18 protein-coding genes are annotated in these 19754 nt (G+C 63.9%); 5 read left to right on the top strand and 13 right to left on the bottom strand.

Annotation, left to right across the window (positions count from 1 at the left end; translation table 11 throughout):
• Nucleotides 1-186: 186 nt before the first annotated feature.
• From tssG to ACO06X_RS01100, 7 genes are all read right to left on the bottom strand, one after another.
• Complete coding sequence (gene tssG / locus ACO06X_RS01130) at nt 187-1308, bottom strand: type VI secretion system baseplate subunit TssG (protein ID WP_421838189.1); 1122 nt, start codon at nt 1306-1308, stop codon at nt 187-189.
• 37 nt (nt 1309-1345) lie between these two features.
• A complete protein-coding gene (tssF, locus tag ACO06X_RS01125; protein ID WP_421838188.1) occupies nt 1346-3157 on the bottom strand; it encodes a type VI secretion system baseplate subunit TssF in 1812 nt (603 codons plus the stop codon).
• Entirely contained in the window at nt 3154-3624 is a 471-nt protein-coding gene (tssE, locus tag ACO06X_RS01120; RefSeq protein WP_421838187.1) for a type VI secretion system baseplate subunit TssE, read from the bottom strand. Before tssE ends, tssF begins: the two co-directional genes overlap by 4 nt.
• A complete protein-coding gene (gene tssC / locus ACO06X_RS01115) occupies nt 3624-5036 on the bottom strand; it encodes a type VI secretion system contractile sheath large subunit (protein WP_421838186.1) in 1413 nt (470 codons plus the stop codon). The genes tssE and tssC (ACO06X_RS01115) overlap by 1 nt, the downstream gene beginning before the upstream one ends.
• A 15-nt stretch (nt 5037-5051) precedes the next feature.
• Entirely contained in the window at nt 5052-6548 is a 1497-nt protein-coding gene (gene tssC, locus ACO06X_RS01110; RefSeq protein ID WP_421838185.1) for a type VI secretion system contractile sheath large subunit, read from the bottom strand.
• Nucleotides 6549-6552: 4 nt separating this feature from the next.
• A complete protein-coding gene (tssB, locus tag ACO06X_RS01105) occupies nt 6553-7065 on the bottom strand; it encodes a type VI secretion system contractile sheath small subunit (RefSeq protein ID WP_298164464.1) in 513 nt (170 codons plus the stop codon).
• A gap of 77 nt (nt 7066-7142) precedes the next feature.
• The gene (locus tag ACO06X_RS01100; protein WP_421838184.1) at nt 7143-8285 is read right to left on the bottom strand and encodes an ImpA family type VI secretion system protein; all 1143 of its coding nucleotides are present in this window, start codon (nt 8283-8285) and stop codon (nt 7143-7145) included.
• Nucleotides 8286-8455: 170 nt separating this feature from the next.
• On the opposite strand from ACO06X_RS01100, the gene ACO06X_RS01095 reads away from it, so the two are divergent.
• Entirely contained in the window at nt 8456-8704 is a 249-nt protein-coding gene (locus tag ACO06X_RS01095) for a PAAR domain-containing protein (RefSeq protein WP_421838183.1), read from the top strand.
• 61 nt (nt 8705-8765) lie between these two features.
• Here the strand turns inward: ACO06X_RS01095 and ACO06X_RS01090 are convergent, their stop codons facing one another.
• A complete protein-coding gene (locus ACO06X_RS01090; protein WP_421838182.1) occupies nt 8766-9185 on the bottom strand; it encodes a hypothetical protein in 420 nt (139 codons plus the stop codon).
• An 89-nt stretch (nt 9186-9274) separates the two neighbouring features.
• Nucleotides 9275-9985, bottom strand: coding sequence for an OmpA family protein (locus tag ACO06X_RS01085; protein ID WP_421838181.1), 711 nt, complete (start codon nt 9983-9985; stop codon nt 9275-9277).
• A gap of 170 nt (nt 9986-10155) precedes the next feature.
• On the opposite strand from ACO06X_RS01085, the gene ACO06X_RS01080 reads away from it, so the two are divergent.
• Nucleotides 10156-11109 carry a CPBP family intramembrane glutamic endopeptidase gene (locus ACO06X_RS01080; RefSeq protein ID WP_421838180.1) on the top strand — a complete coding sequence of 318 codons (954 nt, stop codon included), beginning with the start codon at nt 10156-10158 and terminating at the stop codon, nt 11107-11109.
• An 11-nt stretch (nt 11110-11120) separates the two neighbouring features.
• Here ACO06X_RS01080 and ACO06X_RS01075 read toward each other — a convergent pair whose 3' ends face one another.
• Nucleotides 11121-12461, bottom strand: coding sequence for a M23 family metallopeptidase (locus ACO06X_RS01075; RefSeq protein ID WP_421838179.1), 1341 nt, complete (start codon nt 12459-12461; stop codon nt 11121-11123).
• 104 nt (nt 12462-12565) lie between these two features.
• Between ACO06X_RS01075 and ACO06X_RS01070 the strand changes: the two genes are divergently transcribed.
• Together ACO06X_RS01070 and ACO06X_RS01065 are read left to right on the top strand one after the other, a co-directional pair.
• Nucleotides 12566-13354 carry a PP2C family protein-serine/threonine phosphatase gene (locus ACO06X_RS01070; RefSeq protein ID WP_421838178.1) on the top strand — a complete coding sequence of 263 codons (789 nt, stop codon included), beginning with the start codon at nt 12566-12568 and terminating at the stop codon, nt 13352-13354.
• Between the two features lies 1 nt (nt 13355).
• Nucleotides 13356-15428 carry a serine/threonine protein kinase gene (locus tag ACO06X_RS01065; RefSeq protein WP_421838177.1) on the top strand — a complete coding sequence of 691 codons (2073 nt, stop codon included), beginning with the start codon at nt 13356-13358 and terminating at the stop codon, nt 15426-15428.
• Nucleotides 15429-15452: 24 nt separating this feature from the next.
• On the opposite strand, the gene ACO06X_RS01060 is transcribed toward ACO06X_RS01065, so the two are convergent.
• A complete protein-coding gene (locus tag ACO06X_RS01060) occupies nt 15453-16394 on the bottom strand; it encodes a type VI secretion system-associated FHA domain protein (protein WP_421838176.1) in 942 nt (313 codons plus the stop codon).
• A gap of 70 nt (nt 16395-16464) precedes the next feature.
• On the opposite strand from ACO06X_RS01060, the gene ACO06X_RS01055 reads away from it, so the two are divergent.
• Nucleotides 16465-17895 carry a methyltransferase domain-containing protein gene (locus ACO06X_RS01055; protein WP_421838175.1) on the top strand — a complete coding sequence of 477 codons (1431 nt, stop codon included), beginning with the start codon at nt 16465-16467 and terminating at the stop codon, nt 17893-17895.
• Nucleotides 17896-17963: 68 nt separating this feature from the next.
• Here the strand turns inward: ACO06X_RS01055 and ACO06X_RS01050 are convergent, their stop codons facing one another.
• Together ACO06X_RS01050 and ACO06X_RS01045 are read right to left on the bottom strand one after the other, a co-directional pair.
• A complete protein-coding gene (locus ACO06X_RS01050) occupies nt 17964-18287 on the bottom strand; it encodes a PilZ domain-containing protein (protein WP_421838174.1) in 324 nt (107 codons plus the stop codon).
• A gap of 127 nt (nt 18288-18414) precedes the next feature.
• Complete coding sequence (locus ACO06X_RS01045; RefSeq protein ID WP_421838173.1) at nt 18415-19668, bottom strand: D-amino acid dehydrogenase; 1254 nt, start codon at nt 19666-19668, stop codon at nt 18415-18417.
• Between the last annotated feature and the right edge of the window lie 86 nt (nt 19669-19754).

Here is a 19754-nt window from a genome sequence, read left to right as displayed (position 1 = left end):
AACCCTTGCGGGTCCGAGTCTGACCATCACCATACTTCCAGACGCGGACACAATGCCCGTCAATTTGGCAGCGTCAACCGAATATGCATCAATCCATCAAGGACCGGATCATTTAGGAACAATGACAACAGCGGCGAGATGCGACAATAATTGTAATGGTAAGCGTAACCTTGACTACGCTGACCCTCAGGAAAGCGCTGCGGAATCGATCGGAATCAAGCAATCATCGGCAATTCCGTTCGCTCGCACCGGCGATCCCAACCACGTCGTCCAACCAAGCATGGCCGGCTCATCGCTCGCCCCGAGACGCAATTCGGGGATCGCGGATGTCGCGACCAGCAGCCGCAATGAAGGCCGCTGCTCGATGCCTGCCGCCAATGCGCAGATCTGGGCGATCTTGCGCCGATTTCCCGGATGGCAACAAAACTCCTGCACCCTGCTCCATGAAAGCGGCCCCACCTCCACGACGAAATGATGCTGCGCATCGAGAACGCTGGAGCCGATCATCGCGGCCGCGCTCGCGCCGGCACCCTCCGCCCCCGGCCCTTCACCAAGCCGGGCAAAGCCGGCAAAAGGCCCGCCGATCCGGGTCTGCTCCGACAAGGGCACGACCATCCAGGTCGGCGTTCCCTCGATCAGGCGGAGCGGCAGACCGGTCAGGACCTGCAGCACGGTCTGCACGCTGGCGGCACTACGCCGGGCATCCGCCAGATGGCCAACGAGCGTGACCAGCGCTGCATCAGGAACATCAAGCCGGTTGCGGGCCCCATCATTGGCCACGCCAGCCAGCGTGACGAGCGCGCGCTGGATGTCATCCTTCGCGTCCTTGTCCGATGTCTTCTGCCGGGCGCCCCGCTCGGCCATAAGCGGCCAAGAGTACTTTTCCGCAATGCGCCAGAAAAATGACAGCGTGCGGTGATCGAACAGCGCAAGAAAGTGGGAAAAGGCAAAATCGCGCGCGCGCCGGCGCTGCAGTTGCAATTCGCTGTAGGCTTGCGGCAGCGCCGGTGTTGCGCCGGCAAAGCCCATCACGTTGGCCACGATGCTCAGGCGCCTGTCCGATGTGCCTGCCGGACCGCTTCGAGCCGCTTCGGGGCCTTCGGACCAATGGTCGGTGCGGGCGATGTCCGTCACCGGCATATGCATGCGGTCAGACGCGGAAAGCCGGGTCGGTTCAGCCGCCGGCGGCGCATCCCGGCCGAGTTCGGACTCGTTGCCGTTCAACCAGGCCCAGACGTGCGCCTGCCGCACCGCCTGCACGAAAGTCGAGCGCCGCAGCCGGCCGAGCAGGGTCCCGACAGCGATCATCGAAGCGCTTCGCCCATGTCGGCGCCTTGCCCCGTCATCACACCAGCGGCCGGTCGCCGACGCGCGGAGGCCAGGTCTTCCACGCCCCCGTCTCGCGCTGCAGCCGTGCGGTCACGCGGACGAAGCTGTTGAGCGCACAGGCGCCGGCGAGGAAGCGCTCGATTACCGCGCAGAGCAGGAAGGATCCCGATCCCGAAAGCCGCTCGTCATCGATCACCAGCGTCACATCGATACCAGAGCACATCGCGGCGTGCCCGCGAAAGCGCAGACGGGCAACACCGGGCTCCGCGGAGATGCCGATGAGCCGTTCGCGCAGATACTCGCTGTCGGGCGTGTTGCCCGTATCGTAGATCGCCAGAACCTCCCGCAGGGCCTGCGCCGAACGATCATTGCCCACCAGCGAAAGGTAATTGAGCGAGAGCTGGCCGATCAGCTTCCAATGCGCGGCAGAACCACGCGTCGGTCGCCGTGTCGGAGTAGGCTTGGTCAACGCGCTGGCGCCGGCAAGACCGTTGATCGTACCCGCAACATCGAGCCACGGACGTCCGCCGCCAAACGGCAGCCGTGCCGGCAGTTCGCGATTGGTGGCCAGAATCGACGTGTTCACCACGGTCGTATCGTCGGCATGCAGCTTTGCCGCGAGATCCGCTATGGTCAGGAAGACATCGTCCCCGCCGCCCTTGCTGAAGCTGGAGCGGCGCGAGACCGCGTGGTAGGAGGTGCTCGATGCATTGGTGCCCGGCTCGAAGGAATAGAGCGAAGGCGCCTCGATCCGTTCCCCATTGGCCGTCTGCAGGATCACCCGGGAAACCGAATGCACCTCGAGTGCATCCTCGGCCCGGGCATCGGGCACGATCCGGTATTCAACCGAGGTATGGTCGAGGTGGATCGGCTCCGCTTCCACCGGGAACAGGTTAAGTGCAGGCACGGCGTGCAGTTCGAAATCGTCGGCGCGCACCACACGCTCCAGTTCGGCGGCTACCCGGTCGAAGAACAGGTATATCTCGAAGCGGCTGCCGGTCGCGACCAGCAACCGGCGATCAAGCCCGGAAATCCGGAAGAACAGGTGCTTCTGCGGATAGGCGAAGTGCTCCTGCAGCAGGCCGTAGGACTTGCGGGCGGTTGTGGTCTGCGGCAGCAGCAGCCCCGCCTCATCGAGGCCCAGCAGGGTCACGCAGTCCTGCCCCAGCAGCGTGGCATTGGGGTCGCTCGGCCCGGTTGCCACACCGCCGCCCAGCAAGTTGGCACCAAGCTGCTCCAGCAGGATCTGGGCGCGGCGGCCATCGCTCTTGATGAACAGCCGCAGATTCTCGATATCGAGCGCGGCGAGATCGACCTCAGGCTTGGTCGTCTCGAACACGAGCCGCAGCATGCCGCGCGCGCCGGGGACCGTGACCGGTGCATCGAACGGAGGCCCCACCATGGAGGCTTCGGCAATGCGCAGCGGCAGTAGCCGGGTATCGCTGCACAGCCGGAACTGGCAAGCCACGCCATCCAGCGCCTCGGTGGTGATGATCGTGCCTTCGGGCACCGCGGAGGGTTCGGCCAGCTCCGCCTCAGGCTCAAGACGCACCACCATAAGCGAGGGCAGCGGCTGGATCAGGTGCGGATAGAGCGTAAGCAGCAAGGCATCGGAAAGCTCGGAGTAGTCCTCATCAAGCTTGTGCCGGAGCCGCGCGTTGAGAAACGCAACCGACTCGATCAGGCGGTTGACGTGGGGATCTTCGATCGCATCGCGGCTGATGCGCAGCCGCGCGGCATAGCGGGGATAGGCTTCGGCAAACGCACCGGCGTTGCGTTTGAGGTAGTCGAGTTCGCGCTGATAATAGGCAATCAGATCATCGATCATGCGGAGAGCTTCACTTCAATTGCACGGTCGCCCGGGCGCACGGAAGCTTCGTACGTCACCGGCTCCTCGCCTTGCAGCACGGTCAGCACGGCCGTGATGCGCAGGCGCATCCCGCGCGAGGTTGGCCCTTGTTCCATCTCGATGTCGATCGAGGACAGGCGCGGCTCGTGTTCGCGAATGGCCTGCGCGATCACGCGCCGGACGCGTTCGCGCACGGCCGGCACCGACATGTCCTCGGTTGAAAGATCGGGCATGCCAAAGGCGACAATTGTGCGCTCCAGCCCCGGATAGCGTTCCAGCACCGGCAGCCACGGACGCGTCGTGTTGAGCAGACTTTCCAGATCGCGCCGCAGCGCCACCTTGTACCGGGCGATGGCCTCATCCTCGGTTTCATAGTGGTCGGCCGATCCGTTGGGATCATCATCGATCAGCCGATCGATCAGCGACTGGGTGATCGTGAGCGCCATCAGCCAGCTCCTTCAGTGCCGATTACCGTGGTGAGGCGAAACTCGGACGTGATCTGATCCAGTTGATAATGCGGGCGCAAATAGATGTCGCAGCCATAGCAGCCGGGCTTGCCGGGCAATTCGGCAACGCTCACGCGCCCCTCGCGCAAGGGATAGCGGACGCGCATTTCCGGGCTCGCATCATCATTGGCCGTGACAAAGCTCTGCAACCAGCGCTGCAACAGGCGCTCGCACTCGGCCGCATCATTGTATTTCCCCACCCAATCGCGTGCGATCACCTTCAGGTAGTGGGCAAATCGCGCAACGCACAGCACATAGTTGAGCATGCCGCCCATCTTGGCATTCATGCGCGCCGCCTCGCCATCGTAATCGGGTGGGCGGTGCAGGCTGGGCAGATTCATGAAGGCGACATTGCCAGTCAGGTGCATCTGCCGCAGCGCGAGAAGGCCATTGTCGTTCAGGACCACTTCCTGTCCTTCCGAAACGGCAGCTTCCACGGGATAGCGGACAACGAACCCGGGCTCGTCGCTCTGCAGGAAGTGGCGGACCGGGCCATTGACCAGTCCCCCCTCACCCGGTGGCACGGTGCCGCGGATCGCCGCCGGCCAGCGGTTCCTGGCCTGCGCGCGCAGCGCCACGTGGGCCAGGGCAAAGCCGCCATGGAGCCACAGAAGGTCGCGCGTATCCGCCACCTTCTCGTCATAGACGAAGCCAAGCCTGGGATGATCCCGTCCGCGATGTGGACGGCGAACAAGTACGCGCGTGACGACTCCGGCCAGAAAGCGGCTGTCCGGCCGCAAGCGCATACGGTTCCAGCGCGCGAACTGCGGATCGGCGAATGTCGCGCCCAGTTCCTGCCGCAGATCGATCTCATCGAGTTGGTCGAGCGCAAGCATCGACGGATCGACGCCAAACACGACAGGCGTGAACGCCGCCGCAGCAACACCCATCAGCCCCTCGAGCACTTCGATATCATCGACCTTGCTGCCGCGACCGAGCCGGTGCGACACGGCATGATCGACAACGACCATGCCATAAGGCCGCCCGCCCGGCATGCCGAACTCCTGGCTGTAGACCAGATCGAAGATGCTGCTCTGATCGAAGTCGAGCGCCCGTTCGAGGTCGCGGGATATCTCGGTCCAGCGCACATCGAGGATGCGGATGCAGACGGCTGGATCGTCGACATCGTCGATCAGCCATTTAACCCCGCGCCAAAGGGCCTCAAGCTTCTTGAACGCCGGATGATGCAGGATCGCATCGAGTTGCCGGCCAAGGTCACCGTCGATCCGGGCGATCAGTGCATTCGCACGCGCGCGCACCGCACCCGGATCGGAGTGAACCCTTGCTGCCGACTGGGCCGCTGGCGCCGTCTCCGCGTCAGGCACTGCGGCCCTGGCTGGCGACGACGCCATCGGTTCTGCCGCGTATCAGGACGCGGACGGGATGCGGGCAACCAGGCGCATTGAGGTCGTCAGTTCCTCAAACTGCAGCCACGGCCGCAGGTGTGCCACGGCGCTGTAGGAACCGGGCGCTCCCGGCACTTCCTTCACCTCTACCCGCGCTTCGCGAAGCGGGTACTTGGCCCGCGATTCCTGCCCGGCACCTTCCGTCGCATTGACGTAGTTCATGATCCAGCGGTTCAGCCAGGTCTCGCAGTCGCTGGCCTCCATGAACGAGCCAATCTTGTCGCGCGCCATCACCTTCAGGTAGTGGGCAAACCGGCTGGTCGCCATGATGTAGGGCAGGCGCGCCGAGATCGCGGCATTCGCTGTTGCCTCCGGCCGGTCGTAAGCCTTGGGCTTCTGCGTGGTCTGCGCACCGAAGAACACCGAATAGTCGGTATTCTTGTAGTGGCACAGCGGCAGGAAGCCGAGGTCGGACAGCTCCTTCTCGCGCCGGTCCGTGATGCCGATCTCGGTGGGGCACTGCGTATCGAGATCACCGTCATCAGACTGGAACACGTGGGTGGGCAGATTGGAAACCTTGCCGCCGCCCTCTGCGCCGCGGATCGCGGTGCACCAGCCATACTGGGAGAACGCATCGGTCATCCGCGCCGCCAGCGCATAGGCCGCGTTCATCCAGCAATAGTCATCGTGATCCATTGCCTTGGGCGCACCGTTCGCATCGCGCGGCGCTTCCTCATACTCGAACGCCTCGACCTTCTTGGTGTCGCGGCCATAAGGCAGGCGGGCGAGCACGCGCGGCATCGTCAACGTGACGAAGCGCGAGTCGTCGGTCTGCCGGAAGCCATTCCACTTCTGGTAGTCGGCCGTTTCGAACATCTGCTTCATGTCCATCGGCTTGGAGAGCTCCTTGAAGCTGTCCATGCTGAACAGATTGGCATCCGCCGCCGAAATGAACGGTGTGAAGCCCGCAGCCGCGACGCTGGAGATGTTCGTGAGCAGTTCGATGTCGTCAGGATGCTTGCCGAAGTAGAAATCGCCGACCAGCGCGCCGAACGGCTCGCCGCCCGCCATGCCGAACTGTTCCTCGTAGACCTTCTTGAACAGTGTCGACTGGTCGAAGTCCGTCGCCTTGGCGAGATCGTTGGAGATCTCCTTCTTGGTGACGTTCAGCATTTGCACCCGCAGCGAGGTGCTGATTTCCGAGTTCTTGACCAGATAGTGCAGACCGCGCCAGCTGCCTTCGAGTTTCTTGAACTTCTCCGCATGCATGATCGCGGCGAGCTGTTCGGAAATCTGCGCGTCGATCTTGGCAATTGCATCGCGCAGCGTAACGGTGAGGTTCTTGTTGAACTGCACCGTACCGCTCATCGCCTCTTCGGCGAGCGTGCGCATCAGTTCCTCGACCCGTGTCGGCTCGGTCTGCTTGGTGACGGCAATCGCTTCGTCCAGCAAGCTGGCCGGCGCGTTCACGGTCTCGGTGCTGACGGCTGCGCCGCCCTGGGTTTCCATTTCTGCCATTGCCTTACTCCGAGGGCTTGTCGCTGCTGCCAAGTTGGGCAGAGAGTTGGCTCAGCTTGTCCTGATCGCCGAGAATCTGTTCGAGGAGGTTTTCGAGCTCTTCCGAGCTGTCAGCCTTGGCCATGAGATCGCGCAGCCGGTTGCGGGTTTCCATGAGCTTGCGCAGCGGCTCCACCTGCTCGACGATCTTTTCCGGCTCGAAGTCGTCCATCGAGCTGAACTTGAGGTTGACCTCGAATTCCTTGCCATTCTTTTCGAGCGTGTTCTCGACCTTCATCTTCACGCCCGGCTCGATCTTGGCGAGAACCTGATCGAATTTGTCCTTCTTGAGGTCGACGAACTTGCGTTCCTTGAGGCTCTTCTTGGCGACAGCGGAGTCGCCCGAAAAATCACCCATCACGCCGACGACGAAGGGCAATTCCTTGACCTCCTGGGCGCCTTCGGTTTCCACATCGTAAGTTATGTGGACCCGCGGCTTGCGCACGCGCTTGAGCTTGTCATGTACCGAGTCAGCCATGTCGATCTCCCTAGATTACGCACGCGCCGCACTACCAGCCCGTTGCTCCAAGACGGAGCTGCCTCTCAGTTCTCGTCTTAAGACTCTTCTTCATCCGACGGCGGCTTGATACCAGAGCGCCAGTAGAAATCCTGCCGCGCCGAATCGTCTGGAATAAGTTCCGTCAGGAAGTCATGAAGACTCATGCGCGCCCTTCGGTCAACCTCGCGTAGCGTTTCACCGAGCGGTGAAAGTGGTTCATGTTGCCGAAAGTAATCTGCTGCAGCCGCAACCGCCTTGAGTGCATCCTCGCGGCGCGTAATCTTGCCGGCGACAAAACCGCCTGCCTGCGGGGCGCCCCCGCCCTCACCTGCAGCCGCGACCGCGCCCGCTTCCGCCTGCCCTGCCGGCGCATCTTCGGCGGCCTGCGTGGGCGCCATCGTCAGCAACCATTGGCGCAAGGCGCGAAGCTCATCACCGAGCTTCGATGCGGCGGGCATCTGCGGCTTGGTCCGGTCGATGATGAACCCGATCGCGCGCCGCCAGCCATCCTCGGCTTCCCCTGCGAGCCGCGCCTGACGTGCCAGCACTTCGCCCGAAAGACGACGGGCGTGCGACTCGATCCCGCGGGTCAGCGTACTCGCCTCATCGAGCCGAGCCGTCTTCGCCTCGCCGGTAAGCCCTTGCGATGCAGCCATGGCAAGGTCGGCGCGGACCTTGTCGAGGTAGCGCAGATCCCCCTCGCCGGTGCGCGCGATCACAAGATTGCGCAGCGGCTGTATGAGCGCGCCATCGCGATCGTTGCTGCCGCCGGAAAGCCCGGACAAGGGCTGAAAGCGCGTCTCGAGCCCGTCCTCGTCCTCGGCAGGATAGAGCCCATCGTCCCAGAATGCTTCGACAAGATCAGCCAGCAGAACCATCGCCGCCGCAAGATCACCGAGACCCTCGCTGCGCGCGGCCGCCTCGACCACCACGCTCATCGGTTCGAGATCCTTGCCGTGCTCCGCCAGATAATCCAGTGCGTTTTCCGCCAGCGTTTCCCAGTCCCAGGCGCCCGGCGGAAGGACGACATCGTCGTCGGTCATCGCCGCCGTTTGCTCGATACGGACTATCGCCTTGCGCTGCGAGCGGATTTCGCGAAGCAGATCGGCCGCATCGCCCTCGTCGCTGCGACCATCGGAACCCACCGAATCATTAATCGGCGCCAGCACCGCAGCCCGTCGTTCATCGTCAATGAGCACGTGCCACCCTCAATATTCCCCAAGCCCAGAACAAACTTACAGCTTTCGCGCGCGCACTCCACTTTTTTTTGAATCGACCGCACACAACTGCTACTATCGTGTGGCTTGAATTCGGATCGGGGTAACTTATGCCGCCCGCTGCACGACTTACCGACATGCATGTATGCCCCATGGTTACGGGCGTCGTACCCCATGTCGGTGGACCGATCTCGGCACCGGGACAGCCCACCGTCCTGATCGGTGCGCTCCCTGCTGCGCGGGTTTCGGACATGGCCGTTTGTGTCGGGCCGCCGGATACGATCGTGAAGGGAAGCGCCACGGTCATCACCGGCAGCATGCCGCAAGCGCGCATCGGCGATCTGACCGCGCATGGCGGCAACATCGTGCTGGGGTGCTTCACGGTGATCGTGGGCGGCTGAAGAGCCGGACGCGCTGCGATTGTATCCCCGCCGGACAAACCGTTCGGCAGTGAGCGACAAGCTAGGACAGATCGCCAGCCAACGCGGCTTCTCGCAAGGCATGGATAAGTTTGGGCAACTCAAAGATTGACGTGAAAAGGAGATAAAATCCCACAAGGAAGAGGATCAGGGCGACCACTTCAGCGCCTGCAGCAAGACCGAAAAAGCTGGCCACCGCAGTTCCGAGCCCCTTGAACGCGAAACCCGCGATCGCGCCGCCCAAAGCCCCCTTGATCATGGTCAGCAAGACCTTGATCCCGGCTGGCTTGGCACCAAAGTCGGCCTCTACCTTTTCGCACAACTCCCTCACAAGGGAGCGCTTTTCCGTCAGAAAGGCCTTGATCTGCTGAAACGTCGATAGCGTTTCCTGACCATCGGCATCGATCGCTTCGCCGACCCACGAGATGCGGGAGCTTTCAGCAGCAGTCAGTATGGCAGGCATACTACCCCCTGATGTTGACTTGAACCCCACCGATCGAACACGAGCGCGCGCCCAACACCCAGGCTAGCAACGACCAGCCCCGTGAGCTTTCAATACCGCACGATCTCCACGCGGCGATTGCTCGGATCGGCAGCGGCCGTGCCGTCACGCGGATGGTCCGAGCCATAGCCGACTGCACGAAGCTTGGTCTGCGGCACGCCCTTGCTCACCAGATACTCGACCACGGCCTGAGCACGTGCCCGCGAAAGCGACCGATTGAAAGCGGCAGGGCCCTTGCTGTCGGTGTGCCCTTCGATGACGAACTGGCGGCTGCCCGCAGCGCCCATCAGTTCACGCGCGAAGACGTCGGCCTGCTGGCGCGCATCGGGTGTGAGCTCGGCAGAGCTCTTTTCAAAGGAGAGCCGCATGTCGAGCGCGCGGCGCGTTGCAGGAAGCGCCTGGGTCGTGCGACGGCCAGCCCCGCCCATCCTTGCCGTCGAGTTCGTGTTTACATAGCTCGGCCGGCTCGAAGCCGGGGCATTCGGACGGGTCGCAGCAGACTTTGCGGGTACGGCACCGGAGAGATGGAAGCCCTTGGTCTCGCCCGCCGGGCAAACCCCCGTCGTCATGCACGGATCATCGCCCCCAGCCGCATCAGCGCTGGCATTGGCCTGAGGTGCAGGGGCTTCAGCCGCCTCGTCACATCCGGAGACAAAGCAATGGATTTCGGACTGGCTGACCGGCGCACTCTGTCCCAGCGCAGGTTGAACACCAGTCAGCGCGAAGGCTGCCGTGAGTGTGGCAATGGAAACGCGGACCATCGCAGTCATCCCCTATTTTGAACCAAACTCGAATCAACTAAACATTCATAAACCTTAACCAGCACGCAGACAACCTTGTCGCGATCCCCAATCGGCACATGAACCGCCCGATGATGGGCCAAGGTTGAGAGGGGCATTCCCGCCCGGACTGAATTGTTCTTGTTCGCCGCGTGATTTGTGCGATCACCCGCAGCAAGGAACCGCGACGCATTCGGTTCAGAACAACATTGCGTACGGAGAGGGCCATGGCGAAAGCGGAACCTTTTCAACAGAGTTCGGATCTGGCCAATCATCCTGTGGCCGGACTGGCTTCGTTGACCGCCGTGGTTGCATTGACCCTCGCGCTGCTGCTGGGCGTTCCTGCGATCTTCGGCATCCTGCTGGCAGACCCCACCATATCCGAACTGCCCGGCGCGCTGCTGGAAGGCGCTTTCACGCTGGCCACGTTCACGCCGATGGGCCTGCTTGCGCTGCTGGCGATCCGTTTCTGGCGCCTGCCTCTGCCGATGGGCCGCACCCCTGCTCTGCTGGGCGGCACCGGACTGGCCATGGGCGTTGTCGGCTTTGCTCTCTCGGTTGCGCTTTGCGCGATCGCGGGAACAGCCAGCGAAGGCCCGCCAGCACCGCAGGGGATTGGTCTGCTGCTGCTGGAAGCAGCACTTCTTCTGCTGCAAAGCGGCGCCGAGGAATTGACCTTCCGGGGCTGGCTGCAGGCCGACCTGTCCCGCCGCTGGGGGCGCACGCCTGCAGTGATTGTGGCGGCCATCACATTTGCCGCCCTGCATTTCGTTGCTGCGGCGAGCGATCCGATGTCCTTCGTGACCATGCTGCTCGGCGGTTTGCTGTTCGGATTTGCCTATGCCCGGTCAGGCTCGTTCCTGATGGCATGGATGATCCATTTCGGCTGGAATTCGGCGGAAGAACTGCTCTTCGGCCTCTATCCCAATCCAGGGTCCGGCACGTTCGGCACGCTGATCAATATCGATCTGCGCGGCGCAGAGCTGTGGGGCGGCGGCCCGGAGGGGCTCAATGCCAGCATCGCCGCGGTGGTGGTGCTGATTGCGCTACTGGTGGTGACGATCATCTGGCCTACCGCCGAGCCTGCAAAAGCCCGAAAAGGCTGACTCGCCTCGCTTCAAACGGACCTCTGCGCGCGGCTCACATCGATTGAGTCGCGCACCTGTTCGAACGTTTCAAGCTGCGGTCCGGTCAGTGTCTTGCTCGCGCTGTTGTCCGGCTGCACGCCGAGCGGATCGACCTTTTCGCCAGCGATATGCACTTCGTAGTGAAGATGCGGGCCAGTCGAATGGCCGGTCGTCCCCACCTCGCCGATTTGCTGCCCCTGCGCCACGCGCACGCCCTGTGCCATGCCTGCAGCAAAGCGGTTCATGTGCAGATAGAGGGTCTCCCAGCCGTTATCATGCAGGATCTTGATGAAGTTGCCATTCGGGCCCTTGGGTCCGCAGAATTCCAGAACGCCGGAACCCGAAGCGTAGATCGGCGTGCCGATTGGCGCAGCGAAATCGATGCCGCCATGCATTTTCTGATACCCCTCGATGGGGTGGATGCGCATGCCGAACTTTGATGTGACGCGCGCCCCGTCCACCGGTGTGCGCATCAGCGAACGGGCGACCGTCCTGCCGCTCGCATCGAACCACTGCACTTCGCCAACCTTGTCCGGCTGGAAGCGATAGACAGCGGCCGAGCGGATTTGCGTGGTGAGCGAGGCATAGAGCAGTTCGGGAGCGCCCATCGTCTGGCCCGAGGCATTGGTGGGCTGCGAATAGGCCAGTTCGAATGCATCGCCCGCCGCCACTTCGCGCTGAAAGTCGAAATCGAACGCGAGGGCCTTGGCAAACGGGGAGATCAGCGAATTGGGCACGCCGATCCCGACAGCCGAAGTGTAGAAGCTGTCTCCGTCCATGATCCCGTGCATGACGACGATCCGATCACTGACCTGCGCCGCAATGCGGGTGGTTTCCAGTTTTCCATCTGCGCCCAGTTTGACAATGGCCCCGGAACTGTCGGGGTTGGATGCCTGCAGCCGCACGAAGGTCAGCGCATCACCGGCGCGGGCCATTTCGAGCATCGCGCGAATCTCGCCCTGCGCGGCAAGTGCGGGGCTTGCCTCGCGCGCCACATCGCCCGCCATCTGGGCGGACAGGCCAAAGCGCTGGAGCGCCGTCTGCAATTCGCCCGATCCGGAAAGCAGCATCGCGCGTCGCAGCGTGCCTGCCGCCTCGGGCGACTCGGCCGCCAGGGTGCTGTCTGCGCCCGGAACCGGGCCCGCCAGCCGCGGCCGCGCGAGGAATGCTGCAACCGCGCCGGCCGAAAAGATCCCGGTGCCAAGCCCCAAGGCCAGCACGCGGCGCCGCGCCAGACCTTGCCGCGCGGCGCTGAGCCCCTCTGCCGCAGCAGGCGACCATGCAGCAGCCCATTGGCGGGGATCGTAGGAATTCACCTGGGCCTGTTGCATAGCTTCATCCCGCGCTGAGATCGGACAAGGCGCATTATCCGAGACAATAAATCTCGACTTCCTCGTCAGGCGGTTATTGTTGCCGAGAATGGAGGCGCCAGTCTATGACCTTTGTCGAGACAGTCGGGGAGCGCGAACCGGTGATACCATTTCGCACGGAATCTTGGGCGGCGACCGATACCGGTGCAGTTCGGAAGCATAACGAAGACAGCTACCTCGTTGCGGACGGATCGCGCGTCTGGCTGGTGGCAGATGGAATGGGCGGCCTCGAACGCGGCGACTGGGCTTCAAGCCAGGTTGTGGAGGCGATTGCCGCCGTTCCTGCCGTCGAAGGCCTGGAGGATCTGCTGGAAGAGATCCGCGGCGCGCTGACCGAGGCCAACGAACGCATCCTCGGCGAATCCGAGCGGGTCGGCAAGCAGATGGGTTCAACCGCGGTGGCCCTTGCCGTGCGCGACAAGCGTTTCGGCGTGGCATGGGTGGGGGATAGCCGCGCCTATCTGCTACGCGATCGCCGCCTCTATCGGCTGACCCGCGATCATAGCCAGGTGCAGGACCTGGTCGACCACGGCGTGATCGACGAAGTCGCCGCCGCCACCCACCCTTTGCGCAACGTGCTCACGCGCGCGGTCGGCGTGGCCCGTCCGCTCAATGTCGATACGATGATCGAAACGCTGTGCGACGAGGATCTGTTGATCCTGTGCAGCGACGGCCTCTATGGCGTGATGGGGGAAGCCGCCATGCAGGACGCACTTGCCAGTCAGCCATTTGAAGAGGCAGCCAGGCAGATGATTGCGCGTTGCCATGAACTTGGCGCGCCCGACAACATAACGGTAGTGGGCGTGGCCACCGCGGAAGTGACCTTGGTCCAGTTCGGCGGAGCGGAGAACTGACGTGAGCGACGAAAGAGACGAGACGGTCTTTCAGCCTTCCGCATCTCCCCCGGCACCGGGCGGAGCGGGCGAACCGCAGGGTGGCGGCTTGAACCTCGATCCGGCCAGCACGTCAGACGAACAGGAAGAAGGAACGGTTTTCGCGGCGGCTTCGGAACCGCCTTCCGGCGCGGCGCCCGTATTCGGCACCCCGCTGATGGCACCAATCCCGGTTTCGGCCCAAGCGGCGGCACAAGCGCCCCCTGCCCCCATGCGCCCCGCGAGCGGCAAGCAGGCTTCGCTCGAAATCGGCACCGTGCTCAACCACATGTTCGAGATCAAACGCTTTCTGGCCCGCGGCGGCATGGGTGAAGTGTTTGAAGGCGTGAACATCGCGAGCGGCGAGCGCGTCGCGATCAAGACCATCCTGCCGGAGCTGTCCGCCGATCCCAAAGTGATGGCGATGTTCCGCAAGGAAGCGCAGGCACTGACAGAGCTCTCGCATCCGGCCGTGGTGCGCTATCGCGGCTATGCGATGGAGCCGGAGCTGGGCTTCTACTACATCGCGACCGGCTTCATCAGCGGGCAGAACCTGTCCGATATCGTCGGCAAATCGACGCTGACGGAGGATGAGCTCGCAGAGCTGCTGCGCAGGCTCGCCGAAGGCTTGCGCGAGGCTCACGAGCTCGGCGTCGTCCACCGCGACATCTCGCCCGACAACGTGATTCTCGACAGCGACCGGCTGGACCGGCCCAAGATCATCGATTTCGGCATCGTCAAGGAAACCGATCCGGGCTCCAAGACGATCATCGGCGATGGCTTTGCCGGCAAGCCCAGCTATGTCGCCCCGGAGCAACTGGGCGATTTCGACAAGCAGATCGGCCCGTGGTCCGATGTCTACTCGCTCGGGCTGGTGATCCTCGCCCTTGCGCAGGGGCGCAAACCCGATCTTGGCGGCCTGCCTGCCGAAGCCATCATGAAGCGCCGGAACGGTATCGACACAAGCTCGATCCCGCCGCGCGTCCGCAAGGTGGTGGACCAGATGCTGGTGGCCGATTCGCAAAAGCGGCTGCGGTCGATGGACGCGGTGATCACGGCGCTGGATCAGGCCATGTCCGGCAAGGCGCCAAAGCGTTCGGCGGCGCCGGGCGGCGGCAAGACCACCGGCACGTCCGGCGCAGCGAAGCCTTCGGGTTCCGGTCCCAGCCTGCCACCCAAGCCCGTGCTCATCGGCGGCGGTGCGCTTCTGGCGATCACCCTGCTGGGCGGGATCGGCTATATGGCGATGGGTGGCGGGTCGAAGGCACCTGCGCCTGAAGCCGCCAGCAGCGCTCTGGCAGCTTCCAATGTGCCGATCGAAAAGATCGACGCAGCGGTTCAGACCGCGCTGCCGTCGATCCCCTGCTCGTGGATGACGGTTGACGTCAATCGCGACGGGGCGGGCGTTTCCTTCACCGGGTCCGGTGTCGCCGGCGCGCCGCTCGATGCCGAGAACGGCATCATCCAGGCCGCAAAGAGCCTGGGTGTGGAAGCCGGCAGCGATTTCACCGGGATTGCGCGGATCGACGACAGTTTCTGCCCGGTTCTCGATGAACTCAACAAGTTCCGCGCCGGCCCGCCCATTCACATCACACGCAAGCAGCCCGAGTACGAACTCGATACCCTGCCGCCGGAAAGCTACTATCCGGGCCAGGTCGGCGCGAAGGTCATCACCGATTTCTCGCTGGCAGGCATCTCTGGCGATTTTGCGCTCTACTCGATCGAAAAATCGAACGTCATCACGCCGATCACGTTGACGAGAGCGGAATTCCAGGGTGCTGTCGGATCAGCCATCCAGCGCTTGCCCGGCGATGATACCTATCGCATGAGCGCCGATGCCAACGCGCAGCCCGGTTGGGCGGGCGTTGTGTTGATTACCGGATCAGGCGGCTTCACCAAAGATGCGCTGAGCGATCTCGTCAGCGCGGGCGGCAAGGCCGCGTTCGAAGCGAAAGCCAAAGCCAACGGCTGGAAGGTCCAGATCGTCTGGTACAAGTTCGTCGATTCTCAGCCCAACGCTGCAGCTGGCGGTTCTCCGGCGACCACAACCCAGTAGACCAGGCCCCGCCGGACGTGTCGCTCAGCCTTTGACCGCAGCGGCGTAATGCTGCGCAAAGGCTTTGGCGAACACTTCGACGAAGCCGTCTTTCGCACCGAACGCCTGCACATAGGCACGCCACGCCTCGGCCTCGCTTCGCGCGCTCGTCTTGATCGAGGCTGGCGCGAACTGGTCGAGCGCATGGTGCAGGCTTGCCTGCAAGGCGCCCTGCAGAGCCCGCTGGTGCGCGTCGATTGCCCCTGCCATAGCCGTAACGCGCGCCTGCGCCTCTGCTGGAGGAAGCGCCAGCAAGCGCTGCAGCATCGCCTCGGGCGGCAGTGGCGGATCGGTTTCTGCTGCGATGCCCAGATCGGTCCGCGCTTTCGCCCGATCCTGCGCCTGCGCCGCAAAACTTCCCACCACGGCACGCAGCAGCGCGCCACATGCAGCCAGCACTTGCGCGTCGGGCGCGGTGACTTGCGCGCGCGAAAGCCCGGCTGCCTGAAGCAGCACACCGACAGCATCGCCTCCCTGCGGTGGGACGGAAGCTGCCGGGGCAGTCGATGGTGCAGCGCTCCACCCAGTGGGAATGGGAGCGGCCGAACCAGCCGGTGCGGAAACCGGCGCTGCGCCGGCCGCCCGGCCCCAGCTGTCTCGCGCGGCAGGAGCGGGGGCCGACTGGCTGGCATCCTGCAGCATCGCCACGATCTCGCAGCCGCCCACACCGATCACATCGCCATGGCGCAGCATGTGCGGCGCGGCAAGCCGGTGCCCGTTAATCAGGGTCCCACCCGTGCTGGTATCGGTGATCCGCCAGGCCAGACCTTCGCCGGCAATGGTGCAATGTCGGCGCGAGACCGAGAGATCCTCGAGCAGGAGATCCGCTCCTGCACCGCGCCCCACGCTCGCCTCTCCGCACTCCAGCTGCAGCGGGGCTGGCGGTTGTGTCCCCGGATACTTGCGCACGGCGAGAATAAGCGGCATTTTGCCTCCGGTGTTTGCAGCCGCATTATTAGTTGGACGCAAACTTTGCGCAATAGCGAGAGACCAGACCTTGGATGACCGCACGACGAGTTACGACAGGGTTCATTATCCATCAGCGGTTTACCGCACCACCACGCCTGAACATCTGGCCGCGATCGCTCGGTTGCATGGTCTCGACGCAGCTGATCCGCGCAGTGCGCGCGTGCTGGAGATTGCCGGCGGCGATGGGCTCAACGTGCTGGCAATGGCTGCCGCCTATCCCGGGGCGCAGTTCGTTTCGTTCGACCTTGCGGCGAGTGCGGTTGCGCACGGTCAGGCCCTGATAGCCTCGGCCGGGCTGGCCAATGTGCGGATCGAAACCGCTGATATCCTCGAAGCCGCCGGTTCGATGGAGGGGCCATTCGACTACGTGATTGCGCATGGCCTGTATGCGTGGGTGCCGCCCCATGTCCAGCAGGCCACGCTGGCGTTGATCGACCGTGTGCTGTCGCCGCAGGGCATTGTCTTCATCAGCTACAACGCGCTGCCCGGCGGGCACTTGCGCATGGCCCTGCGGGACATGCTGCTGTTCGAGCTCGAGGGCGTGAGCGATCCGGAAGCACGGATCGACCGTGCGATCGAGGTGCTCAACGCGTTCGGCCAACCGCGCGACGATGATTCGGTCTCTCAGGCAGCCTTGCGCCGCGCGGCGCGGCTGACTGTCGGCAAGGACCGCCATACCCTGTTCCACGATGAACTCGGCCCGGTCTACGATCCCAAAGCGCTGCAGACGGTGGCGGAGGAAGCGGCCGCCCACAATCTGGCCTACCTTACGGAAGCGCAGCCCGGCGGGCTGTTTCACGGCTTTCCGGGCGAACAGGTCGACGATCGTGAGACCGTCCGGCGTGCGCAGCGCCGCGACAACGACGAGGTATGCTTCTTTCACCAATCGCTCTTCGTGCGCCCCAAGCGGCATCCGGCCCGCGTTCCTGATCCGGCATGGCTCGGCACGCTTCTGGCGGGTGTGCCGGACAGCCTGCGGCGGACCAGCGAGAGCGAATTCACGTCAAGTGCCGGCAGCTTCCAGCTTGATGATCAAGTCCTCGCCGATTTTCTCGAAAAGCTGGTGCGCATTGCGCCGGCGCGGTTTCCACTGGCCGACCTTGCAGCCTCGGAGGACCACGCAGCGGCCATTCTCGAATTGATCAACCAGGGGATCATCGAACCCCATTCGCTACCGTTTCCCGGCGCATTGCTACCGGGCGAACGCCCCGTGGTCAGCGCGCTGGTACGCGCCCTGATCGCGCATGAGGTGCCCAACCTCGTCACGATGGACCACCGCGTCGTTCATCTGACTGACGACGCACCGCGCCGCCTGATGGCTCTGATGGACGGCACCCGCACCGCAGCCGAGATCGCGGCCGACGCCCGCCGCATGGGCTTGTCTTCCGAGATCGATGTCAACCTCGGCCTGCAACAGCTCGCCCGCGTGGGAATGTTGGCCCTGTCCCCGGATAGCTAGGGTCAGGAGCGAACCCGCATTTCGCGCCGATGGAGGATTGGCCGAGCGGGATTGGCCAACGCGCAAGTTCAATGGACCGAGCCGATCCGGCCATCAAGGATCGCGTCGAGCACGGCCGGGTGCAGCGGTGCCTCGAAGCGCAGGCCGGCGGTGAAGCCGCTCGTCCAGTCGACCGTGGCAGGGCGGGCTTCAAGGCCCGGCAGCGTGATCCACACCAGCATGCCGGGCTTTACGGCGTCCATCGACTCAATGCGCGCCGAGCGGCAGGTCAGGTCGCTCAAGGCAACCTTCGCCCGCAATACGCCGCGGCGATAGGCTGCGATGATCACCGGCCTGTTTGGCGCAGAACCCCACGGATTGGCTTTGTCTCCAGCAGCGTGCTTGACCAGCATGGCGCGTGTTCCCTGCTCAGGATCGGATGATCCCAGCTCACAAGGAAGAACGGCCCGGTAACCCTGCCTTTTAGGCAAGCAGGATGACCGGGCCGCACATGCGGTTTATTACTTAGGCCCGCTCGCCTCAGGCCACGCGGAGCGCGGCTTCGGTCTCGAGCGACTGATCGATGGTGGCGGCCACCATCTGGGCCGTCACCGCGCTCAGCGTCCAGCCCAGATGGCCGTGGCCGGTGTTGTAGAACACGCGCGAACGCCGTCCGGCGCCTACGCGCGGCATCATGTCGGGCAGCATGGGCCGCAGCCCGGCCCAGGGCAGGACTTCACCGACGCTGACACCGGGGAAGAGCTGGCGCACCCACTGCACCAGCGGCGCGATGCGGTCGGCGCGGATATCGCGGTTCTCGCCATTGAATTCGGCTGTGCCGGCAACGCGGAAGCGGTCCTTGCCAAGCCGCGAGGTGACGATCTTGGCGTCCTCGTCGAGCAGGCTGACCCACGGCGCTGCCGCCTGGCTTGCCTCGTCGCGCAGCATGACAGTGATGGAATAGCCCTTGACCGGATAGACATTGACCCGGTCCCCGATCATCGCGGCAAGGCGGCGGCTGCCTACCCCGGCGCAGATCACCAGCCCGTCGAAATGGCCGACATCCTCGACCCGCGCATCGGTCAGGCTGGCAGTGCGGATGGTGACACCGCGCTCATGGACGGCAATCGCCTGCACCGCGCGATCAAGCTGGAGCACCGCGCCCTTGCGCTCGCACGCGGCGGCAAGGCCGCGGGTGAACTTGCAGATATCGCCGGTCGCGTCGGAGGGCGTGAAGTATCCGCCGCAGTAGTCACCGGTGACCGTGGGATCGATCCGGCGCATTTCCTCAGGTGTCACCTGAAAGCGGTCCAGCCCGCCGGCACGGACAAGCTCGTTGGTGCGGGCAGCATCGGCAAAGCTGGCGGCGTTGCGGTAGATATGGAGGATGCCGCGCTTCTCGCAGTCGAAATCGATACCTTCGCGTTCGGCAAGATCGAACAGGTACTTGCGCGCCTCGATTGCGAGCCGCACCGTTTCCATCGTGTTGACATCGTGCCGGGGGATCGCACCGAGAAATTCGGCAATCCACGAGAACTTGTGCCAGCCCGGACGCGGGTTGAACAGCAGCGGGGCATCGCGCCGCGCCATCCAGCGCAGGCCCTTGAGCACGGTGCCGACCGAATTCCATACCTCTGCATTGCTGGCCGAAAGCTGCCCGCCATTGGCGAACGAGGTTTCCATGGCCGGCAGGGGCTGCCGATCGATGACAGTGACGTGATGGCCGCGTTCAAGCAGCGCGTAAGCCGTGGTGATGCCGGTGATGCCGGCGCCGATAACCGCAAAATGCGACATGAGCTATGCTCCATGATGAGTGAAATGAGTCTCAACCGGCCCGTGAGGACCAGTGCGGCGTTCATTTCCCCATCTCTGTCGCTTGT

It is taken from the genome of Novosphingobium sp., assembly GCF_965229225.1.
Lineage (GTDB): Bacteria > Pseudomonadota > Alphaproteobacteria > Sphingomonadales > Sphingomonadaceae > Novosphingobium.
Note: the sequence above shows the minus strand (reverse complement) of the source record. Positions and strands in the feature narration are given on the sequence as shown.

Bases quoted from the DNA above. Each gene is read 5' to 3' on its own strand.
- tssG (WP_421838189.1), bottom strand. From the start codon at position 1,308: ATGATCGCTGTCGGGACCCTGCTCGGCCGGCTGCGGCGCTCGACTTTC.
- tssF (WP_421838188.1), bottom strand. From the start codon at position 3,157: ATGATCGATGATCTGATTGCCTATTATCAGCGCGAACTCGACTACCTC.
- tssE (WP_421838187.1), bottom strand. From the start codon at position 3,624: ATGGCGCTCACGATCACCCAGTCGCTGATCGATCGGCTGATCGATGAT.
- tssC (WP_421838186.1), bottom strand. From the start codon at position 5,036: ATGGCGTCGTCGCCAGCCAGGGCCGCAGTGCCTGACGCGGAGACGGCG.
- tssC (WP_421838185.1), bottom strand. From the start codon at position 6,548: ATGGCAGAAATGGAAACCCAGGGCGGCGCAGCCGTCAGCACCGAGACC.
- tssB (WP_298164464.1), bottom strand. From the start codon at position 7,065: ATGGCTGACTCGGTACATGACAAGCTCAAGCGCGTGCGCAAGCCGCGG.
- ACO06X_RS01095 (WP_421838183.1), top strand. From the start codon at position 8,456: ATGGTTACGGGCGTCGTACCCCATGTCGGTGGACCGATCTCGGCACCG.
- ACO06X_RS01090 (WP_421838182.1), bottom strand. From the start codon at position 9,185: ATGCCTGCCATACTGACTGCTGCTGAAAGCTCCCGCATCTCGTGGGTC.
- ACO06X_RS01085 (WP_421838181.1), bottom strand. From the start codon at position 9,985: ATGGTCCGCGTTTCCATTGCCACACTCACGGCAGCCTTCGCGCTGACT.
- ACO06X_RS01075 (WP_421838179.1), bottom strand. From the start codon at position 12,461: ATGCAACAGGCCCAGGTGAATTCCTACGATCCCCGCCAATGGGCTGCT.
- ACO06X_RS01070 (WP_421838178.1), top strand. From the start codon at position 12,566: ATGACCTTTGTCGAGACAGTCGGGGAGCGCGAACCGGTGATACCATTT.
- ACO06X_RS01060 (WP_421838176.1), bottom strand. From the start codon at position 16,394: ATGCCGCTTATTCTCGCCGTGCGCAAGTATCCGGGGACACAACCGCCA.
- ACO06X_RS01050 (WP_421838174.1), bottom strand. From the start codon at position 18,287: ATGCTGGTCAAGCACGCTGCTGGAGACAAAGCCAATCCGTGGGGTTCT.
- ACO06X_RS01045 (WP_421838173.1), bottom strand. From the start codon at position 19,668: ATGTCGCATTTTGCGGTTATCGGCGCCGGCATCACCGGCATCACCACG.